This window comes from Bradyrhizobium sp. USDA 372 (genome assembly GCF_053629095.1).
The window spans coordinates 7,317,051-7,333,066 of sequence record NZ_JBRJHR010000001.1; the positions used below are offsets into that span (position 1 = coordinate 7,317,051).

Here is a 16,016-nt window from a genome sequence, read left to right on the forward strand (position 1 = left end):
TCAGCGCCTCGCCAATAGGCCTTGCGGCCGGATCGCCAGCACCACCACCATGATCAGGAAGGTCACGACGATGGCGTAGGTCGGGATGTAGACCGAGCCGAGCTGCTCGGCGAGGCCGATGATCACCGCGCCGAGCGCCGCGCCCGGGATCGAGCCCATGCCGCCCACGATCACGACGACGAGGGACGCCAGCAGGAAGCGGATGTCTTCGCCGGGCGATAAGGACTGGAATGTGCCGCCGACGACGCCGGCGATGCCCGCAAGCCCCGCGCCGAAGGCGAACACGGCGACGAAGACGAGTTGGATGCGTACGCCGGTCGCGGCGAGAATATCGCGATCGTCGACGCCGGCGCGGACGATCATGCCGATCCGGGTGCGGTTGAGCGCGAGCCACATCGCGACGCCAATGACCACGGAGGCCGCGAAGATCACGAGCCTGACGAGCGGATATCTGAGATAGACCGGCTCGCCCGAGGATTTAATCGCCGTGACCAGCGGCAGCTCGATCGGACCGATCAGCCAGTTCGGGGTCTGGATCTGGTAGAAGTCACCGCCGCAGGCCCACAGCATGAGATCGGCAAACACGATCGACAGTCCGATCGTCACCATGGTCTGCCTGAGATCCTGGCCCTCCATCCGGCGGAACACGATCACCTGCAGCAGCACGCCGACAAAGGCGGTCAGGATAAAGGCGACGATGAAGCCGAGGATCCACGAGCCGGTCGATGTGCTGATGGCGTAGCCGACATAGCCGCCGAACAGATAGAGCGAGCCGTGCGCGAGGTTGACGTTGCGCATCAGGCCGAAGATCAGCGTGAATCCGCTGGCGACGAGGAAGTAGAGGCCACCAAGCGTGATGCCGTTGAACACCGCGTTGAGGAAGACGCGCTTGCGGCCGATCGCCTCTTCCAGCCCCGGCGGCCAGACCGCGAAGATCAGCCAGAGCACGACCGCAATCGCGATGATCGTGATCAGCGCCCAGGCTGGATGGCGTTCGACGAAGCGGCTCATGGCTTTACCTCGCCCCGCTTGCGGCGCGGCAATCGCATATCGGAGGCGGAGGCTCCGCAGCCCATCCTTCGAGACGCCCGCTTTGGCGGGCTCCTCAGGATGAGGGCAGAGTATGCGGCAGCAGTTTCAGCGGGCCCAATGTTGATTAGCCTCATCCTGAGGAGACCGCGGAGCGGTCGTCTCGAAGGACGAGGCGCTTGCGCAGACCCTTCCAAGCGGTCGTGTGTGATAGCTTTTGCGCGTGCGTAGAGAGGTCGCGCCGAAGGCGCGGGTTCACCGCAACCCTCTCCCCGCAAGCGGGGCGAGGGGGCATGCAAGCCGTTGCCGGCTGCTGGCCCTGCCATGGACGAACGTCCTCCCTGGACTCGCGATCCTCTTTCGGGATCGCGTTGCCGGCATCCTAGCCAGGCGGCGAGGGCGACGTTTGATCGTGAGTATCTTTTCGTGGCCTGCGCTCAGGCGCGCAAAACCTTGGCGGCGCGACGATAATCGGTCGGGGCCATCCCGACATTGGCGGCAAAGAAACGCGTGAAACCGCTCTGCGAGGAGAAGCCGAGGTCGAAGCCGATGTCGGCGATGGGCGTCTCGCTCGCCACCAGCGCTTCGAGCGCCTGTTCCATGATCAGCGTGTTGAGGTAGAGGTTCGGCGTGACGCCGGTCTGCACGCGGAACAGCCGGTAGAAATGCGGCCGCGACAGGCCGGATTCGCGCGCAATGGTGTCGAGCTCGATTTCGGCGCCGGGGCTTTCCGACATCATCTTGATGCACTTGCGCACGCGAAAGTCGGTGACGCCGCCTGCGCGCGGATCGCGCGCGATCTCGGCCTGCTGCCAGCTTTCGTCGTAGCAGATGTCGATCAGCCGCCTCAACTCGGAATCCAGGCTGGAGAGCGATGGTGCGCCGCACACGAGCGCGGCGGTCCGCCTGATGTGCTTGTCGAGCGCGGGTGTACGCCTGAATTGGGTGCGGCCGAAGCGCAACCGGTCGGAGCCGGAGGCATCCGGCGCAAACCATTCGGCATTGACGTAGAGCACGAAGAAGATCGCGCCGCCGTCGAGATCGGTTGGCAGGAAGTTGTGCGGTTCCCAGGGATTGACGGCGACGACCGACGTCTCGGTGAGATCGTAATGCCCGTCGGAGACATCGATGCATGCGGGCATGCCGCCGACATGGAAGATCAGATGACCTTCGCGATGGGCGTGGATATTGAAAGGGCGGTTCAATTGATAAACCGTCGCCCGGCCGAAGCGGCCATGGAAGACGGCGAGCGCACGGCTCATGCCTTCCCCTCCCGAACGTTCTTGTCTTTTCGGCCAGCCTTCAACAACACCGCCAAGATTACAAGAGCGGAGAGCGACCGCGTCAGCAAGTCGCTCCCCGGTTGCGTGCCTGATGTGATGCGTCAGTACTTCTTACATTCCGGCACAGTGCGGCTCGGCAGGCCAATCTTGGAGAACACGGCCGGATCGTAGCCGAGCGTCTGGTTCACGTTCGGGATCACCTTCACGACCTTGCTGAACAGTGCGCCCTTGCCGTCGTCGACGACCTCGGTGACGAAGTTGGTACCGATCGCCTGGCGGTTGGAGTCGAGCTTGATCTTGCCGTTCGGCGCGTCGAGCTCGATCTTAGCCAGTGCTTCCTTGTACTTGGCCTGGTTGTTGGAGAGGTCGCCATTGACCTGACGCAGTGCGAGGATCAGCGCCATGGTTGAATTATAGTAGTTGGTGGCGAGCAGCGACGGGCTCGGGAAGCGCTTGTTGGGCGGGAAGGCGTCCTGATAGGCCTTCACGAACTTCTGCCAGCCCGGATCCTCCCAGGTGTCGGCCTGGCCGCTCGCCGCGATGGTGCCGATCAGGGCATTCTTGGCGTTGCCCTTCGACGACAGGATGGTCTGGTCGATCATGATGGAACCACCCATCAGATGCGCCTTGCCGCCGGCCTGCTGATACTGGTTGAGGAAGTTGACGGCATCGGCGCCGCCGAGCCCGAGATAGATGGCATCGACGTCGTCGGGCAGAGCGGCGATGACCGAGGCGAAGTCCTTCGTTCCCAGCGGCACCCATTGCCGGTTGGTGACCTGTCCGCCGGCGCCGCAGAACTCGAGCACCAGCCCGAACACCTGGGTGTAGATGAAGGAATAGTCCTCGCCGACGGTCGCGATCTTCCGATACTTCTTTTCCTCATAGGCGTATTTGCCGAGGCCGATCTGCCACTGCGCGCCGTCCATGTTGTAGCGGAAGAAGTTCGGAGCGGGGTCGACATAGGTCGTTTCCTGCGCACCGGATGCGGCATTGATGAACGTCAGCTCGGGATGGGTCTTGGCAAAATTCTTCACCGCGATGCCTTCGTCGCCGGAGAGCGGCGACAGCAGGATCTGCACCTTGTCCTGCTCGATCAGCTTGCGGACCGCGCGCACGGCCGAGTCCGGCGTCGCGTCGGTCGAGGCGACGATGAATTCGAGTTCCTTGTCGCCGACCTTCTTGCCCAGCACGTTGAGCGCGGTCTGATGGCCGCGCATGCCGTCCTCGCCGAGCACCGTGTAGGTACCTTCGAGCGTCGCGGTCACGCCCACCTTGATCTTTTCCTGGGCGATCGCCGCGCCCGAAAGAAACAGGCTGCTCAACGCGAGCAGTCCGATGCTGCATTTCGACATGTGCTCCTCCCCTGTGTCATCGCTTGTTGCCGCGACGAACCGTGCATGCCCGTGGCTCTTCAAGCCCGCGGCTTTGGAGGAAAGCTAACCGAAGTCGGATGCGCTGCACGCATCGCGGCCTCCTTCGGCTTGACTGGCAGTCTCATTTTTGAATGTTGCGGCGCGAGTGATTTCGCGGTGCAGCAGGGGGCCCGCGCCGCAAAAATGCCCCAGGCGGAAGCGAGGAGCGCGTTAACAATAATCTTCGGCAAGAAACTGGTTGATGGCGTCGAACGCCTGCAGACGGTTTTTCTCCAGCAGAACCATGTGCGTGCCTTCGCCGATCTCGACCCAGCGCCGGTATGGCGCATGTTTCAGTGAAAGGAAGAAGTCCTGCGCCGAGGCGATGGGCACGTCCTGATCCCATTCGGCGTGGACCAGCAGCACAGGGACGCGAATGTCGCCGGCATCATAGAGCCTCTTGCCGGCGGCCCAGTATTCGCGAATGTCCAGGATCGGGCCGTTGACCGCGCGCATGCTGGGAGGCGTTTGCGCGCTGGCTTGCGGGTCGGTCGCGAGCGAGATGTTGGCCCAGCGCTCGAAGCCGCCCGCCGGGATCAAGCGCGATCGTGCCGCTTCCGGCGCAGCCGAAAGCCAGCGCGCCCTGAAGTCCAGCACCGGAACCTTGCGATAGCCGCCGAGGCGCCCGCCTGCATCGATCGGAGCCGGACCCTGCAGCAACCAGAGCGGCGCGACCAGCGCAAGCTTGACGATCTTGTCGTTGTTGCCCGCGGTGTAAGCACCGGCCACCGAGCCGCCCCAGGACATGGCAACCAGATTGAGGCGTGCGATCTTGCGTTGCTTGAGGATATGCGCGACGGCGCTGGCGAGGTCACGCACACCGACCTCGGTGCGCACAAGCGGTTCGGACTGCTCCGGCGGCGCGTCCATCTCGGGCGGTCGGGTTGATTGGCCGTAGCCGCGCACGTCCAGCGCGAAGACGTCGTACCCTTGGGCGGCGAGATAATCCATGAAGGAGCGGCCGCCGAGTGGCGTATCGAAGAGGCTTCCCGATGAATAGGTCGCGCCGTGCATCATCAGGATGGTTCGCTCGGCGGAGAAGGTCTCGAGCGCCGCGGGTCGCTTGTTGCGCAAGTGAAGCGAGATTCCGGCCGTGTCGCTCGGGATCATGAGATCCTCGACCACGATCTCGGGCCTGTCGGCGCGCGCATTGGCGTGCTGGTTCATGATCGCTCTCCGTTCAGACGAATTGCCAGGTAAAGCGTCCTCCGGTCCGGCTGATGCGGCCGACCGATGACTGTGCGAAATGGGTGGTGAAGACGGTTGCCCCCCGCTCGGCAGCATCCTCCAGCACGAAGGCGCGCGAGCGCAACGCGGCCTCCGGGAATTCGCAGAAGCAGGAATTGAGCGAAGGCTCATACACCTGGAGCGGATGGTGCATCACGTCTCCGGCGAACAGCGCCTCCTCGCCACGCGAGACCAGGCGGATGGAGCCGTGATCGACGCTGTGGCCGGGCGTCGGAATGAACGAGATGCCCTCGATCATCTCGCTTCCGTCCACCGCGATGAGCTTGGCAAGTCCGGCCTCGATCACCGGCCGGACGCTGTCGTCATAGACGCGGTCGGCCGGCTTGCGCAGCGCGGGTCCGAGCGACGGGGCAGGGCGGGCTGGTCCGGTCGGCTCTGCGCCTGTCGCAAGACTTTCGCCATAGGCCTGCTCGATCGCGGAGAAGACGTAGGTCGCATTGGGGAAGGTCGGGACCCAGCGCCCGTCAATGAGGCGGGTGTTCCAGCCGACGTGGTCGGCATGCACATGCGTGAGCAGCACGTAATCGACCTGCTCCGGCGTGACACCCGCTGCGGCCAGCCGCGCCAGGAACGGCTCGTTGAGCCGGTGAAGCGGTGGTATCTCCGGCCGGTTCTTGTCATTGCCGGTGGCCGTGTCGATCAGGATCGTATGGTGCGGCGTCCTGACCAGCCAGCTGTGAATGCTTTGGATGAAGGTGCCGGTCGCAGCATCGAACGAGCCCGCCTCCAGGCGGTCGCGATGGCGCCCCAGCGCTTCCGGCTCGCCTCCTGGATAGAGCGCGTCGAACTTGAATGCGGCAAGCCGCAACTCGTCGATCCGCGTGATGGATGCTTCGCCGACTTGATAGGTCTTGGCCGCTTGAATCATCAAGATGTCCTCCACTGGACCGCGGCTTGGGGCCCTGCTTGCCCGGGCCGCGGTGTCCGTGAGGTACGAGGCGCGCCGCGCCTTGGGGAGAGCCGCGGGTTCGATAGGTCCCATCGACATCGTCGATATCGGAAGGCACGATAGGCCAGCTTTTCACGCCGCCGTTTTGGCCTTAACCCTCGCATCGCGGCCCGTTCGAGCCGCGATGTGCCCTAGACGGAGGTGGCTCCGATGCAGGATGCGGAACGCGGCCGGGGTCGGCCGGCCGACGACAATGATCTCGCCGAGATCGACCTCGGTCTGTTGCTGGCTCTGGAGGCTCTCCTGCGCGAGCGGAACGTGACGCGCGCTGCCTCCCGGCTCAATATCGGGCAGCCTGCGCTGTCGGCGCGGCTGAACCGGCTGCGGCAGATCTTTGCCGATCCGCTGTTCGTGCCCGCGGCGAGCGGGCGCGGCGTGGTGCCGACGACGAGGGCTGTGGAGCTCCAGACCGAGCTTGCCGATGTGCTCGGCAAGCTCCGTCGCATGGTGGAGGGGCCTGCTGTGTTCGACCCCGCCCGGAGCCAGCGCACCTTCGTCGTTGCCATCCACGAGAACCCGGCCGTGACGCTGGCACCCGGCTTGGTGGCAAGCTTGACCGCGATGGCGGAGCGGGCGCGGCTCGCCCTCGTTCACCCCGCCCGCGATGTCGTGGATCAACTCGAAAGGGGAGAGATCGATATCCTGGTGACGGGAGCCGACCGCGCACAGGGCGAGCTGATGCAGCGGCCGCTGTTCGAGGACGGCTTCCTGTCCGCACAGCGCAAAGGTCATCCCCGTGGCAACGGCCCGCTCGATCTCGACAGCTTTTGCGCGCTCGACCATCTCTTGATCTCCGCCGATGGCGGCGGCTTCTCGGGCCTCGTCGACGACGCGCTGGCCGCGCTCGGCCGCTCGCGGCGTGTCGCCGTCTCGATCCAGACCTATGCGCTGGCGCCGGTCATCCTTGCGCACAGTGACTGCATCTGCACTCTTCCGCGGCGCTTCCTGATCCGCTTCGCCCACGAGCTCGATCTCACGCCCCCGCCGCTCGATCTGCCGCCTGCTCGCATCGTCGCGCTGTGGCATCCGCGCAATCAGGAGGACAAAGGCCACGCCTGGCTTCGCGAATGCTTGTATCAGGCGGCTGCGGCTTGATCTCGATATGTGTCCTCACATCGAGCTGATGGCGCCCTGCTCTTCGTTCGCCTCTCAAGGCCTCTCGGCAAAAAAATTCTTCTTTACCGAAATTCGGAAATATCGTATATGTCGCTCATCCCGGCTCATCCAAGAGGGGCGATCGTGATGTCGTCATGTTCGTGAGCCGGGGCTTGCGGTGGACGCGGCAGCGTCGGGCGCGAGAGGTGCGGGCAGGGAGGGTAGTCCCCGGTGAGCCCGCGGCCGCGCGCTGACGAACGGCGCTGCTAGGCTCTGTCTCGTCTGTAAGTTTCCGGCTCTGTCGACGGAGCTCGGGAAAACTGCGGCGAAATGGCGGGCCGTGCGTACGGCAAAACCGTGTGGTCCTGGCCGTCGTTGCTACGGTCAAGCCTTGGCGAACGTGACATTGGCGTCAACCGGCGTGGTGTCAGCGACTTTCGCGAAGGTGAGGGAGGCCAGAAGGAATTCGGCTCCCGGGAGAGCGCGGCATAAGCCGTCCGGCCATCGCGCAGGGAAGGCCGAGTGTTTGGCTACACCTGTATGCTGCTGTGCGGTTCTTCCTGCGTGTGCATCTTCGCGCAGCGGACCGCGGGTGCCAGTCGGCACCCGGTCTTCCCTGCGCCCTCTTGGATATGAGGGGGGCGAGATCAAGCAAAGCTCGGGCGAAATGCGCCGCGAGAACGCGAAGGCGTGTCGGACGACGAACAATTTTCCGAACCGATGAGATCACCAAGTTTGCATTCCTTCGCGCCCGGTATACCCGCCTGCCGCCTTCCTGAGCTGCCGTGCCGAGATGAAATGCAGTGAGTCGAGTCATTAGTCGCGCTTATGTCGCGAATTTTTACTTCCAATTTTACTTCGCAAAATCCCGCCCATAGCCTCAAGCGCAACTGATCACATCCGCAGGGATCGCTGAAGGTCGTTGCGGCCGCTCATTGTAACCAACGAGGGTTGCCATGCTTGACAGGGATAAGGGGAATGCTGCTGCCGGCCATGCCGGAACGAAGCCGGGGGAAGCAAAAAAGCTGAGCCGCCGCACGCTGTTGAAGGGTGCTGCAGCGGTTGCAGGCGCGGCCGCGGGAGCGGACGCGATCCGCGGATTCCCGACCATCTGGGCGCAGGAGATCAAGGACATCGAGCTGCGCCATGTCGGCGTCTCCTATTCGGTGGTGAAGGCGATCGGCGACCAGGCCGCTAAGGACCTCGGCTTCAAGGTGACGATGCAGAATCTCGACACCTCCGCCTCCATCAACCGCTTCATAAGCCAGCCTAATACGGTCGACATCGCCGATCTCGAGGGCTGGCAAGCCAAGCTGGCGGCGAAGCGCGGCGTGATCCAGGGCATCGAGGTCAAGAAGATCAAGGAGTTCGACAACATCCTGCCGATCTTCACCAAGGGCGAAATCGACGGCCACAAGATCCCGCGCCAGGGCATCTCGCCCTATGAGGCCATGTACATCGCCAAGCCCGACGCGACCGACCTCAATGACGGCGTCACCGAATGGGCGACCTTCCTGCCGCAGGTCTACAACGCCGATTCCATCGGCTATCGCCCCGATCTCGTCGGCCACGAAGTGACCGAGTGGAAGGACCTGATCGATCCCAAGTTCAAGGGCAAGGCCGCGATCCTCGACGTGCCCGCGATCGGCATCATGGATGCCGCGCTCTGCTTCGAGAGCGCCGGGCTGATCAAGTACGGCAACAAGGGCAACATGACCAAGGAGGAGATCGACTTCACCTGCAACAAGCTGATCGAGCTGAAGAAGCAGGGCCAGTTCCGCGCCACCTGGACCACCTTCGACCAGTCGGTGCAGCTGATGGCGGCGGGCGAGGTCATCATCCAGTCGATGTGGTCGCCGGCGGTGGCCGCCGTCCGCGTCAAGGAAATTCCCTGCGTCTACGCGCCCGTCAACGTCAAGAACGGCAAGGAAGGCTACCGCGGCTGGTGCAACGGCATGGGCCTGATGAAGCACCTCTCCGGCAAGAAGCTCGATGCGGCTTACGAATATCTCAACTGGTACCTCTCGGGCTGGCAGGGCGGCTTCGTCGCACGCTACGGCTATTACAGCCCGGTGCCCTCGACTGCGAAGAAATTCCTCACCCCGGCGGAATGGGCGTTCTGGTACGAGGGCCAGCCCGCGCCGGAGGTGGTCAACGATCCCTATGGCGTTGCGATGGAGAAGGCCGGCACCAAGCGTGACGGCGGCTCGTTCCTCGACCGCGTCAAGAACATCTCCTGCTGGAACACGCTGATGGACGAGGCCGCCTATATGAACAAGCGCTGGAACGACTTCAAGGTGGCCTGAAACCTGCTTTCCCTGACGAAAGGCGCCGGCGCGGCGACGCGCCGGCGGATCAGATCGACGTCGAGGCGTTCGCCGACATGCAGCCAAGTCAAACTCATAGTCCAGCTCAAAGTCCAACTCCATCGCGATCCAATCTGGCCGGCTGGCTCTACGTCTCGCCGCTGGTCCTGGTGCTCGTGCCGTTCTTCGCGGCGCCGATCCTGGTGGTGCTGGCGGCGAGCTTCTTCGCCACCGACGGCTTTGGCGGCCTGACGCCGGGCTTCACGCTGGCGAGCTACGTCGAGGTGCTGCACTCCGCGCTGACGCTGAAGCTGTATCTGGCGACGATCAAGTTCACGGTGCTGACCTGGATCTTCACCCTGATCATCGGCTTCTTCGTTGCCTATTTCCTGGTCTTCCACGTCCGCAACCAGCTGCTTGCGATCGGCCTGTTCCTGCTCTGCACGGTGCCGTTCTGGACCTCGAACATCATCCGGATGATTTCGTGGATTCCGCTGCTCGGCAAGGAAGGTCTGATCAACCAGGCGCTGCTCGCGCTCGGCGTGATCCGCCAGCCGCTGGAGGTGCTGCTGTTCTCCGATCTTGCGGTGGTCATCGCCTATGTCCACCAGCTCACGATCTTCATGATCGTGCCGATCTTCAATTCCATGGCGCGGATCGACAAGAAGCTGATCGAGGCCGCAATCGATGCCGGCGCCAGCCGTTTCGACATCATGCGCCTGATCGTGGTGCCGATGTCCAAGAGCGGCATCGCGCTCGGCACCATCTTCGTGGTCTCGATCGTCATGGGCGATTTCTTCGTGGTCAAGGTGATGTCCGGCGGCGGTTCCGCCTCCGTGGTCAGCGCCTTCTACGAGGACGTCGGCGTGCTGCAATATCCGACCGCCGCGGCGAGCGCCGTGTTGCTGACGCTTGTGCTGGTCGCGATCGTCTCGCTGATCCTGCGCACCGTCGACGTCAGGCAGGAGATCACGTGATGAGCGCGGTTCTCGCCGACATGCCGGAGACGATTGCGCCTGCAACCACCAAGGCGATAGCGCCGAGCAAGGGTGGGCGGCCCTGGACGTTCTATGTGTTGGCCGTGCTGTTCACGTTCTACGTGCTCGCGCTCTATGGTCCGATGTTCTGCATCTACATCCTGTCGTTCCAGGATATTCGCGGCGGCCTCGTCTTCCCGATGAAGGGCCAGTCGATGCACTGGTTCGTCGATCTCTTCACCCAGGTGCGCACCGGCGACGTCAAGGGCTCGTTCGACCGCTCCATCAAGCTCGCCGTGATCGTCACCATCATCACGGTGGTGGTGTCGTTCCTCGCCGGGCTCGGCTTCCGCAAGCGCTTTCGCGGCGACACGTTCGTCTTCTACATGATGATCGGCAGCCTGGTCGCGCCCGGCCTCGTGCTCGGCCTCGGTACGGGCCTGTTGTTCCAGGCGCTCGGTCTGAATGCCAGTTGGTACACCTCGGCACTCGGCGCGCAGCTATCCTGGACGCTGCCGTTCGGCGTGCTCGTGATGTTCGCGGTGATGTCGCGCTTCAACCATGCGTGGGAGGAGGCGGCTTACGATCTCGGCGCCAGCCGCTGGCAATCGATCTGGCTGGTGATGATCCCGGTGCTGGCGCCTGGCCTCGTCGCGGTCGCGCTGTTCGGCTTCACGCTGTCCTATGACGAGTTCGCCCGCAGTCTTCAGACCGCGGGCTCACTGAACACCCTGCCGCTGGAAATCTGGAGCATGACGCTGAACGTCACATCGCCCTCGCTTTACGCGCTCGGCACGGTGACCACCATCGTCTCCTTCGTCGTGATCGGTGCCAGCCTCGGCACCATCGTGCTGATCCAGAAGAAGCGCGGCAGCCGGGCAAAGGGATAGGAATGAAGAACGATCGCGGCGATATCGAGCTGGCAGGCGTCTGCAAGAGCTTTGACGGCGCGACCTACGTCGTTGACGGCGTCAATCTGAAGATCGCAGACGGTGCCTATTGCTGCTTCATTGGCCCCTCCGGCTGCGGCAAGACCACCATCCTGCGCATGATCGCAGGCCATGAGGACCCGACGGCGGGCGAGATCGTGATCGGCGGGCAGAACGTCGTCGGCCTCGCGCCGGTGCAGCGCCGCACCGCGATGATGTTCCAGTCCTACGCGCTGTTTCCGCACCTGACGGTTCGAGAGAACATCGCCTTTGCGTTGCGCGTGCGCGGCCAGTCCAAGGCGGATCGTCTGCGCGCGGCGGATGCCATGATCGAAAAGGTCCGGCTGACGAGATTCGCCGACCGCCTGCCGGCCCAGCTGTCCGGCGGCCAGCAACAGCGCGTGGCGCTGGCGCGCGCCGCGATCACCGAGCCCCGCGTGCTCTTGCTCGACGAGCCGCTTTCGGCGCTCGACGAGCAGCTCCGCGTCCAGATGCGCCAGGAGCTCAGGCGGATGCAGCGGGAGCTCGGCATCACCTTCATTCACGTCACCCACACCCAGCTCGAGGCGATCGCCCTTGCGGATCTCGTCGTGGTGATGGAGCAGGGCAGGATCAAGCAGGCCGGGGCGGCGCGCGAGGTCTATGCCCATCCGCACGATCGCTATGTCGCCGAGTTCATGGGAGGCCAGAACGTGCTGTCGGGCAGGGTGGAGAAGGTGAACGGTGCGAGCTTCACGCTCGCGCAGGCCGCGCCTGATGGCATCGAGGTGCCGCTCCAGGCCCGCCCGACCGTGAGCGTCGGCGACAAGGTCGATATCGCCGTGCGACGCGACGACGTCGCGCTGGTGAGGCCCGGCAAGGCGCTGCCGCCGGGCTGTACCACGTCGCTGCCGAGCCGCGTGCTCGCGATCGAATACCAGGGCTATTTCGTCAAGGTCATGCTCGACACCGTGCCGGACGACGAGTTCGTCGCATATGTGCCGGAAAAGACCTTCTTTGCAGATCCCTTCACCGTCGGCGATGTCGTGATGGCCACATGGGCCACCGGCAGCGCACTTCCACTCGCCTAAAGACCCGTCGCGCACAGGAGCATGACCGTGCAGATATCCTTCACCCTCAACGGACGGCCAACAAGCGTGGATGTCGAGCCGGCAACACTCGTCGCCGAGCTCCTGCGCGAGCAGCTCCATCTCACCGGCACCCATATCGGCTGCGACACCAGCCAGTGCGGCGCCTGCGTCGTGCATCTGAACGGCCTGCCGGTGAAGAGCTGCACGCTGCTCGCGCCCGCGCTCGACGGTGCGACATTGCTCACGATTGAGGGCCTGCAGGGCGCCCCCGGCTCGAACCAGATGCATCCGATGCAGGAGGCCTTCCGCGAGCACCACGGGCTGCAGTGCGGCTTCTGCACACCGGGCATGCTAATGACGGCCGTCGCGCTTGCCACCGAGAAGCCGGACCTGACGGAGGCCGATGTCCGCCACGGCCTCGAAGGCAATATCTGCCGCTGCACCGGCTACCAGAACATCGTCATCTCGGTCATGGCCGGCGCTGCCGCCATGCACGCTGCCAAGGGAGAGTGACCATGGGCAATGTGATCGGCATCGGCGCCGCACCGAAGCGGAAAGAGGACCAACGTTTCCTCACCGGCCGTGGCAATTACGTCTCCGACATCAAGCGCCCCGGCATGGCCGCCGGCGTGTTCGTGCGCTCGCCGCACGGCCATGCGGTGCTGCGCGGCATCGACAAGAGCGCGGCGCTGGCGTCGCCCGGCGTCATCGCGGTCCTGATCGGCGACGATGTCGCCGATGATGGGCTGGGCTCGTTGCCCTGCGGCTGGGGTATCACCGACGCCAAGGGCGTGCCGATGAAGGAGCCGCCGTTCCCGATGCTGGCGCAGGACAAGGTGCGCTTCGTCGGCGATATGGTGGCATTCGTCATCGCAGAAACCCCGGAGCAGGCCAACGCGGCGGCCGACCTGCTGAAGGTCGACTACGAGGTGCTGCCCTCCGTGGTCGGCGTGCTCGAAGCCATCAGGCCCGACGCGCCGCAATTGTTCGACGACGTGCCGAACAACATCTGCTGCGACTGGGAGCTCGGCGACAAGGCCGCGGTCGAATCCGCGTTCAAGAAGGCGGCGCATGTCGCAAGACTGAGCCTCGTCAACAATCGCCTGATCGGCAACCCCATGGAGCCGCGCGCGGCCATCGCCGAATACGAGCCGGGCACGGATCGCTACACGCTGTGGACCACCAGCCAGTTCCCGCATGTCGTGCGCTTCCTGATGGGTGCGCTGGTGCTGAACATCCCCCAGCACAAGCTGCGCGTGGTCGCGCCCGATGTCGGCGGTGGCTTCGGAGTCAAGCAGTTCCATTACGGCGAGGAGGCCGTGATCACCTGGGCCGCCAAGCGCGTGAGGCGGCCGGTGAAATGGGTGGCGAGTCGCTCGGAAGGCTATGTCTCCGATCGCCATGGCCGCGATCATGTCACCGAGGCCGAGCTCGCGCTGGACGAGACTGGAAAAATCCTCGCCTTCCGCGTCAAAACGCTGGCCAATATGGGCGGCTATCTCTCGACCTTCGGACCGAACATCCCGACCAATCTCTATGGGCCGCTGCTCAGCGGCGTCTACACCACGCCGGCGATCTATTGCAACGTGAAGGTGGTCTTCACCAACACCGTCCCGGTCGACGCCTATCGCGGCGCCGGCCGACCCGAGGCGACCTTCGTGCTGGAGCGCATCGTCGATGTCGCCGCCAGCGAGATGGGAATCGACCGTGTCGAGATCCGCCGCCGCAACATGATCCCGAAGGAGGCCTATCCTTATCAGACGCCGGTGCTGGTGCAGTACGATTCCGGCGATCCCATGGGCTGTCTCGACGGCGCGCTGGTCGCGGCCGACGTCAAGAACTTTGGCGTGCGCAAGGCGGCGTCCGCCAGTAAGGGCAAGTTCCGCGGGCTCGGCTACTCCACCTATGTCGAGGCCTGCGGCCTCGCGCCGTCGCGCTTCGCAGGACGGTTAGGGGCGCGCGGCGGCCTTTATGAGAGCGCCACGGTGCGGGTGCATCCGACCGGCCAGGTGACGGTGATGATCGGCACCCACAATCACGGCCAGGGCCATGAGACGACCTTCGCGCAGATCGTCTCGGACAAGCTCGGCGTCGCTTTCGAGAATGTCGACATCGTGTTCGGCGATACCGACCGTGTGCAGTTCGGCATGGGCACCTACGGCTCGCGTTCGCTGGTCGTCGGCGGCGCCGCGCTGTCGAAGGCGACCGACAAGGTGATCGTCAAGGGCAAGAAGATCGCCGCACATCTGCTCGAAGTGTCCGAGGCCGATATCCAGTTCGAGGCCGGCAAGTTTTCCGTTGCCGGCACGGACCGCATCAAGACGTTCGAGGAGATCGCGGGCGCAGCTTACGTGCCGCACAATTATCCGCTCGAGGTGCTGGAGCCCGGGCTTGAAGAGCAGGCTTATTACGACCCCGTCAACTTCACCTATCCCGGCGGCTGCCACATCGCCGAGGTCGAGGTCGATCCCGAGACGGGCACGGTAACGCTGGTGAACTATACGGCGGTGGACGACGTCGGCACGGTCATTAACCCGATGATCGTCGAGGGCCAGCTGCACGGCGGCATCGTGCAGGGCGTCGGCCAGGCGCTGTTCGAGAACGCGGTCTATGACGAAGGCTCCGGCCAGCTGCTGTCGGGCTCGCTGATGGATTACTGCATGCCGCGCGCCGATCATCTACCGATGATGAAGGTTGCGACCCACTCGACGCTCTGCACGCACACGCCGATGGGCGTGAAAGGTTGCGGCGAGGTCGGCACCATCGGCTCGCCCGCCGCCGTCATCAATGCGGTGGTGGATGCGCTATCGCATCTCGGCGTCACCCATGTCGACATGCCGGCGACGCCGAACCGGATCTGGCGCCTGCTGCAGAACGCGTCGCTGCCGGTCGCCGCGGAATAGGGAGGATAACAATGAAACCATTTGCCTATCACCAGCCGGACCAGATTCCAGATGCGGCCAAGCTCCTGACCTCGATCGAGGACAGCAAGCTCGTCGCCGGCGGCATGACGCTGATCCCGACACTGAAGCAGCGGCTGGCCAGTCCGGCCGCGCTGGTCGATCTGTCGAAGCTCGGAAGCCTCAAGGGCATCACCGACGACGGCGCCACCATCACCATCGGCGCCATGACGCCGCATGCGGTGGTGGCTGCCTCGAAGCTGGTGCAGACCAAGATTCCCGGGCTCGCCGCGCTGGCCTCGATGATCGGCGATCCCGCCGTGCGCAGTCGCGGCACCATCGGCGGTTCGGTCGCAAACAACGATCCGGCCGCGGATTATCCCGCGGGCGTGCTCGGCCTCGGCGCCACCATCGTCACGAGCAAGCGCGAAATCGCGGCAGACAAGTTCTTCCTCGGCCTGTTCGAGACCGCGCTCGAGCTTGGAGAGATCATCACCGCGATCCGCTTTCCCCTGCCGGTCAAGGCGGGGTACGCGAAGTTCAAGGCGCCTGCGTCGCGTTACGCGCTGGTCGGTGTGTTCGTCGCGAAATTTGCCGATGGCGTTCGTGTGGCGGTCACCGGCGCCGGGTCCGGCGTGTTCCGCGTGCCGCCGATGGAGGCGGCGCTGTCGAGCCATTTCGATCCGTCCGCGATCGCGGCGATCAAGATCGACACCGACGGCCTCACCTCCGACATCCATGCCGAAGCCGATTACCGTGCGCATCTCGTCACGGTCATGGCCAAACGCGCCGTCGAAGCGGCGCTCAGCTAGCTCTCT

At 64.3% G+C, this 16,016-nt stretch carries 13 protein-coding genes; 8 read left to right on the forward strand and 5 right to left on the reverse strand.

Features of this window, described 5'->3' with window-relative positions:
- The 5 genes from AB7M16_RS34055 to AB7M16_RS34075 form a co-directional block, all read right to left on the reverse strand.
- Positions 1 to 1,011, reverse strand: coding sequence for a branched-chain amino acid ABC transporter permease (locus AB7M16_RS34055; protein ID WP_172784507.1), 1,011 nt, complete (start codon positions 1,009 to 1,011; stop codon positions 1 to 3).
- 455 nt (positions 1,012 to 1,466) lie between these two features.
- Positions 1,467 to 2,291 carry a helix-turn-helix domain-containing protein gene (locus AB7M16_RS34060; protein WP_172784508.1) on the reverse strand — a complete coding sequence of 275 codons (825 nt, stop codon included), beginning with the start codon at positions 2,289 to 2,291 and terminating at the stop codon, positions 1,467 to 1,469.
- 122 nt (positions 2,292 to 2,413) lie between these two features.
- A complete protein-coding gene (locus AB7M16_RS34065) occupies positions 2,414 to 3,664 on the reverse strand; it encodes an ABC transporter substrate-binding protein (protein ID WP_172784509.1) in 1,251 nt (416 codons plus the stop codon).
- A 231-nt stretch (positions 3,665 to 3,895) separates the two neighbouring features.
- A complete protein-coding gene (locus AB7M16_RS34070; protein WP_453946640.1) occupies positions 3,896 to 4,891 on the reverse strand; it encodes an alpha/beta hydrolase in 996 nt (331 codons plus the stop codon).
- A gap of 13 nt (positions 4,892 to 4,904) precedes the next feature.
- Positions 4,905 to 5,840, reverse strand: a complete 936-nt coding sequence (locus AB7M16_RS34075; RefSeq protein WP_453947299.1) for an MBL fold metallo-hydrolase — start codon at positions 5,838 to 5,840, stop codon at positions 4,905 to 4,907.
- Between the two features lie 231 nt (positions 5,841 to 6,071).
- Here AB7M16_RS34075 and AB7M16_RS34080 point away from each other — a divergent pair, with 231 nt between their 5' ends.
- The 8 genes from AB7M16_RS34080 (at position 6,072) to AB7M16_RS34115 (ending at position 16,010) form a co-directional block, all read left to right on the forward strand.
- A complete protein-coding gene (locus tag AB7M16_RS34080) occupies positions 6,072 to 7,016 on the forward strand; it encodes a LysR family transcriptional regulator (RefSeq protein ID WP_453946641.1) in 945 nt (314 codons plus the stop codon).
- Positions 7,017 to 7,972: 956 nt separating this feature from the next.
- Positions 7,973 to 9,322 carry an ABC transporter substrate-binding protein gene (locus AB7M16_RS34085; protein WP_172784512.1) on the forward strand — a complete coding sequence of 450 codons (1,350 nt, stop codon included), beginning with the start codon at positions 7,973 to 7,975 and terminating at the stop codon, positions 9,320 to 9,322.
- 77 nt (positions 9,323 to 9,399) lie between these two features.
- Positions 9,400 to 10,299 (forward strand): ABC transporter permease, encoded by a 900-nt coding sequence (locus AB7M16_RS34090; protein ID WP_453946642.1) that lies wholly within the window; start codon positions 9,400 to 9,402, stop codon positions 10,297 to 10,299.
- Entirely contained in the window at positions 10,299 to 11,189 is an 891-nt protein-coding gene (locus AB7M16_RS34095) for an ABC transporter permease (RefSeq protein ID WP_453946643.1), read from the forward strand. Before AB7M16_RS34090 ends, AB7M16_RS34095 begins: the two co-directional genes overlap by 1 nt.
- A 2-nt stretch (positions 11,190 to 11,191) precedes the next feature.
- Positions 11,192 to 12,298: an ABC transporter ATP-binding protein gene (locus AB7M16_RS34100; RefSeq protein WP_453946644.1), complete on the forward strand. Its 1,107-nt coding sequence runs from the start codon at positions 11,192 to 11,194 to the stop codon at positions 12,296 to 12,298.
- 21 nt (positions 12,299 to 12,319) lie between these two features.
- Positions 12,320 to 12,811, forward strand: coding sequence for a (2Fe-2S)-binding protein (locus AB7M16_RS34105; RefSeq protein WP_271511789.1), 492 nt, complete (start codon positions 12,320 to 12,322; stop codon positions 12,809 to 12,811).
- Between the two features lie 2 nt (positions 12,812 to 12,813).
- Positions 12,814 to 15,201 carry a xanthine dehydrogenase family protein molybdopterin-binding subunit gene (locus tag AB7M16_RS34110; protein ID WP_453946645.1) on the forward strand — a complete coding sequence of 796 codons (2,388 nt, stop codon included), beginning with the start codon at positions 12,814 to 12,816 and terminating at the stop codon, positions 15,199 to 15,201.
- Positions 15,202 to 15,212: 11 nt separating this feature from the next.
- Positions 15,213 to 16,010 carry an FAD binding domain-containing protein gene (locus AB7M16_RS34115; protein WP_453946646.1) on the forward strand — a complete coding sequence of 266 codons (798 nt, stop codon included), beginning with the start codon at positions 15,213 to 15,215 and terminating at the stop codon, positions 16,008 to 16,010.
- The last annotated feature ends 6 nt before the right edge of the window (positions 16,011 to 16,016 follow it).

Coding starts and splice junctions, on each gene's coding strand:
- AB7M16_RS34060 (WP_172784508.1), bottom strand. CDS start 2,291: ATGAGCCGTGCGCTCGCCGTCTTCCATGGCCGCTTCGGCCGGGCGACG.
- AB7M16_RS34065 (WP_172784509.1), bottom strand. CDS start 3,664: ATGTCGAAATGCAGCATCGGACTGCTCGCGTTGAGCAGCCTGTTTCTT.
- AB7M16_RS34110 (WP_453946645.1), top strand. CDS start 12,814: ATGGGCAATGTGATCGGCATCGGCGCCGCACCGAAGCGGAAAGAGGAC.
- AB7M16_RS34075 (WP_453947299.1), bottom strand. CDS start 5,840: ATGATTCAAGCGGCCAAGACCTATCAAGTCGGCGAAGCATCCATCACG.
- AB7M16_RS34085 (WP_172784512.1), top strand. CDS start 7,973: ATGCTTGACAGGGATAAGGGGAATGCTGCTGCCGGCCATGCCGGAACG.
- AB7M16_RS34105 (WP_271511789.1), top strand. CDS start 12,320: ATGACCGTGCAGATATCCTTCACCCTCAACGGACGGCCAACAAGCGTG.
- AB7M16_RS34115 (WP_453946646.1), top strand. CDS start 15,213: ATGAAACCATTTGCCTATCACCAGCCGGACCAGATTCCAGATGCGGCC.
- AB7M16_RS34100 (WP_453946644.1), top strand. CDS start 11,192: ATGAAGAACGATCGCGGCGATATCGAGCTGGCAGGCGTCTGCAAGAGC.
- AB7M16_RS34070 (WP_453946640.1), bottom strand. CDS start 4,891: ATGAACCAGCACGCCAATGCGCGCGCCGACAGGCCCGAGATCGTGGTC.
- AB7M16_RS34095 (WP_453946643.1), top strand. CDS start 10,299: ATGAGCGCGGTTCTCGCCGACATGCCGGAGACGATTGCGCCTGCAACC.
- AB7M16_RS34090 (WP_453946642.1), top strand. CDS start 9,400: ATGCAGCCAAGTCAAACTCATAGTCCAGCTCAAAGTCCAACTCCATCG.
- AB7M16_RS34055 (WP_172784507.1), bottom strand. CDS start 1,011: ATGAGCCGCTTCGTCGAACGCCATCCAGCCTGGGCGCTGATCACGATC.
- AB7M16_RS34080 (WP_453946641.1), top strand. CDS start 6,072: ATGCAGGATGCGGAACGCGGCCGGGGTCGGCCGGCCGACGACAATGAT.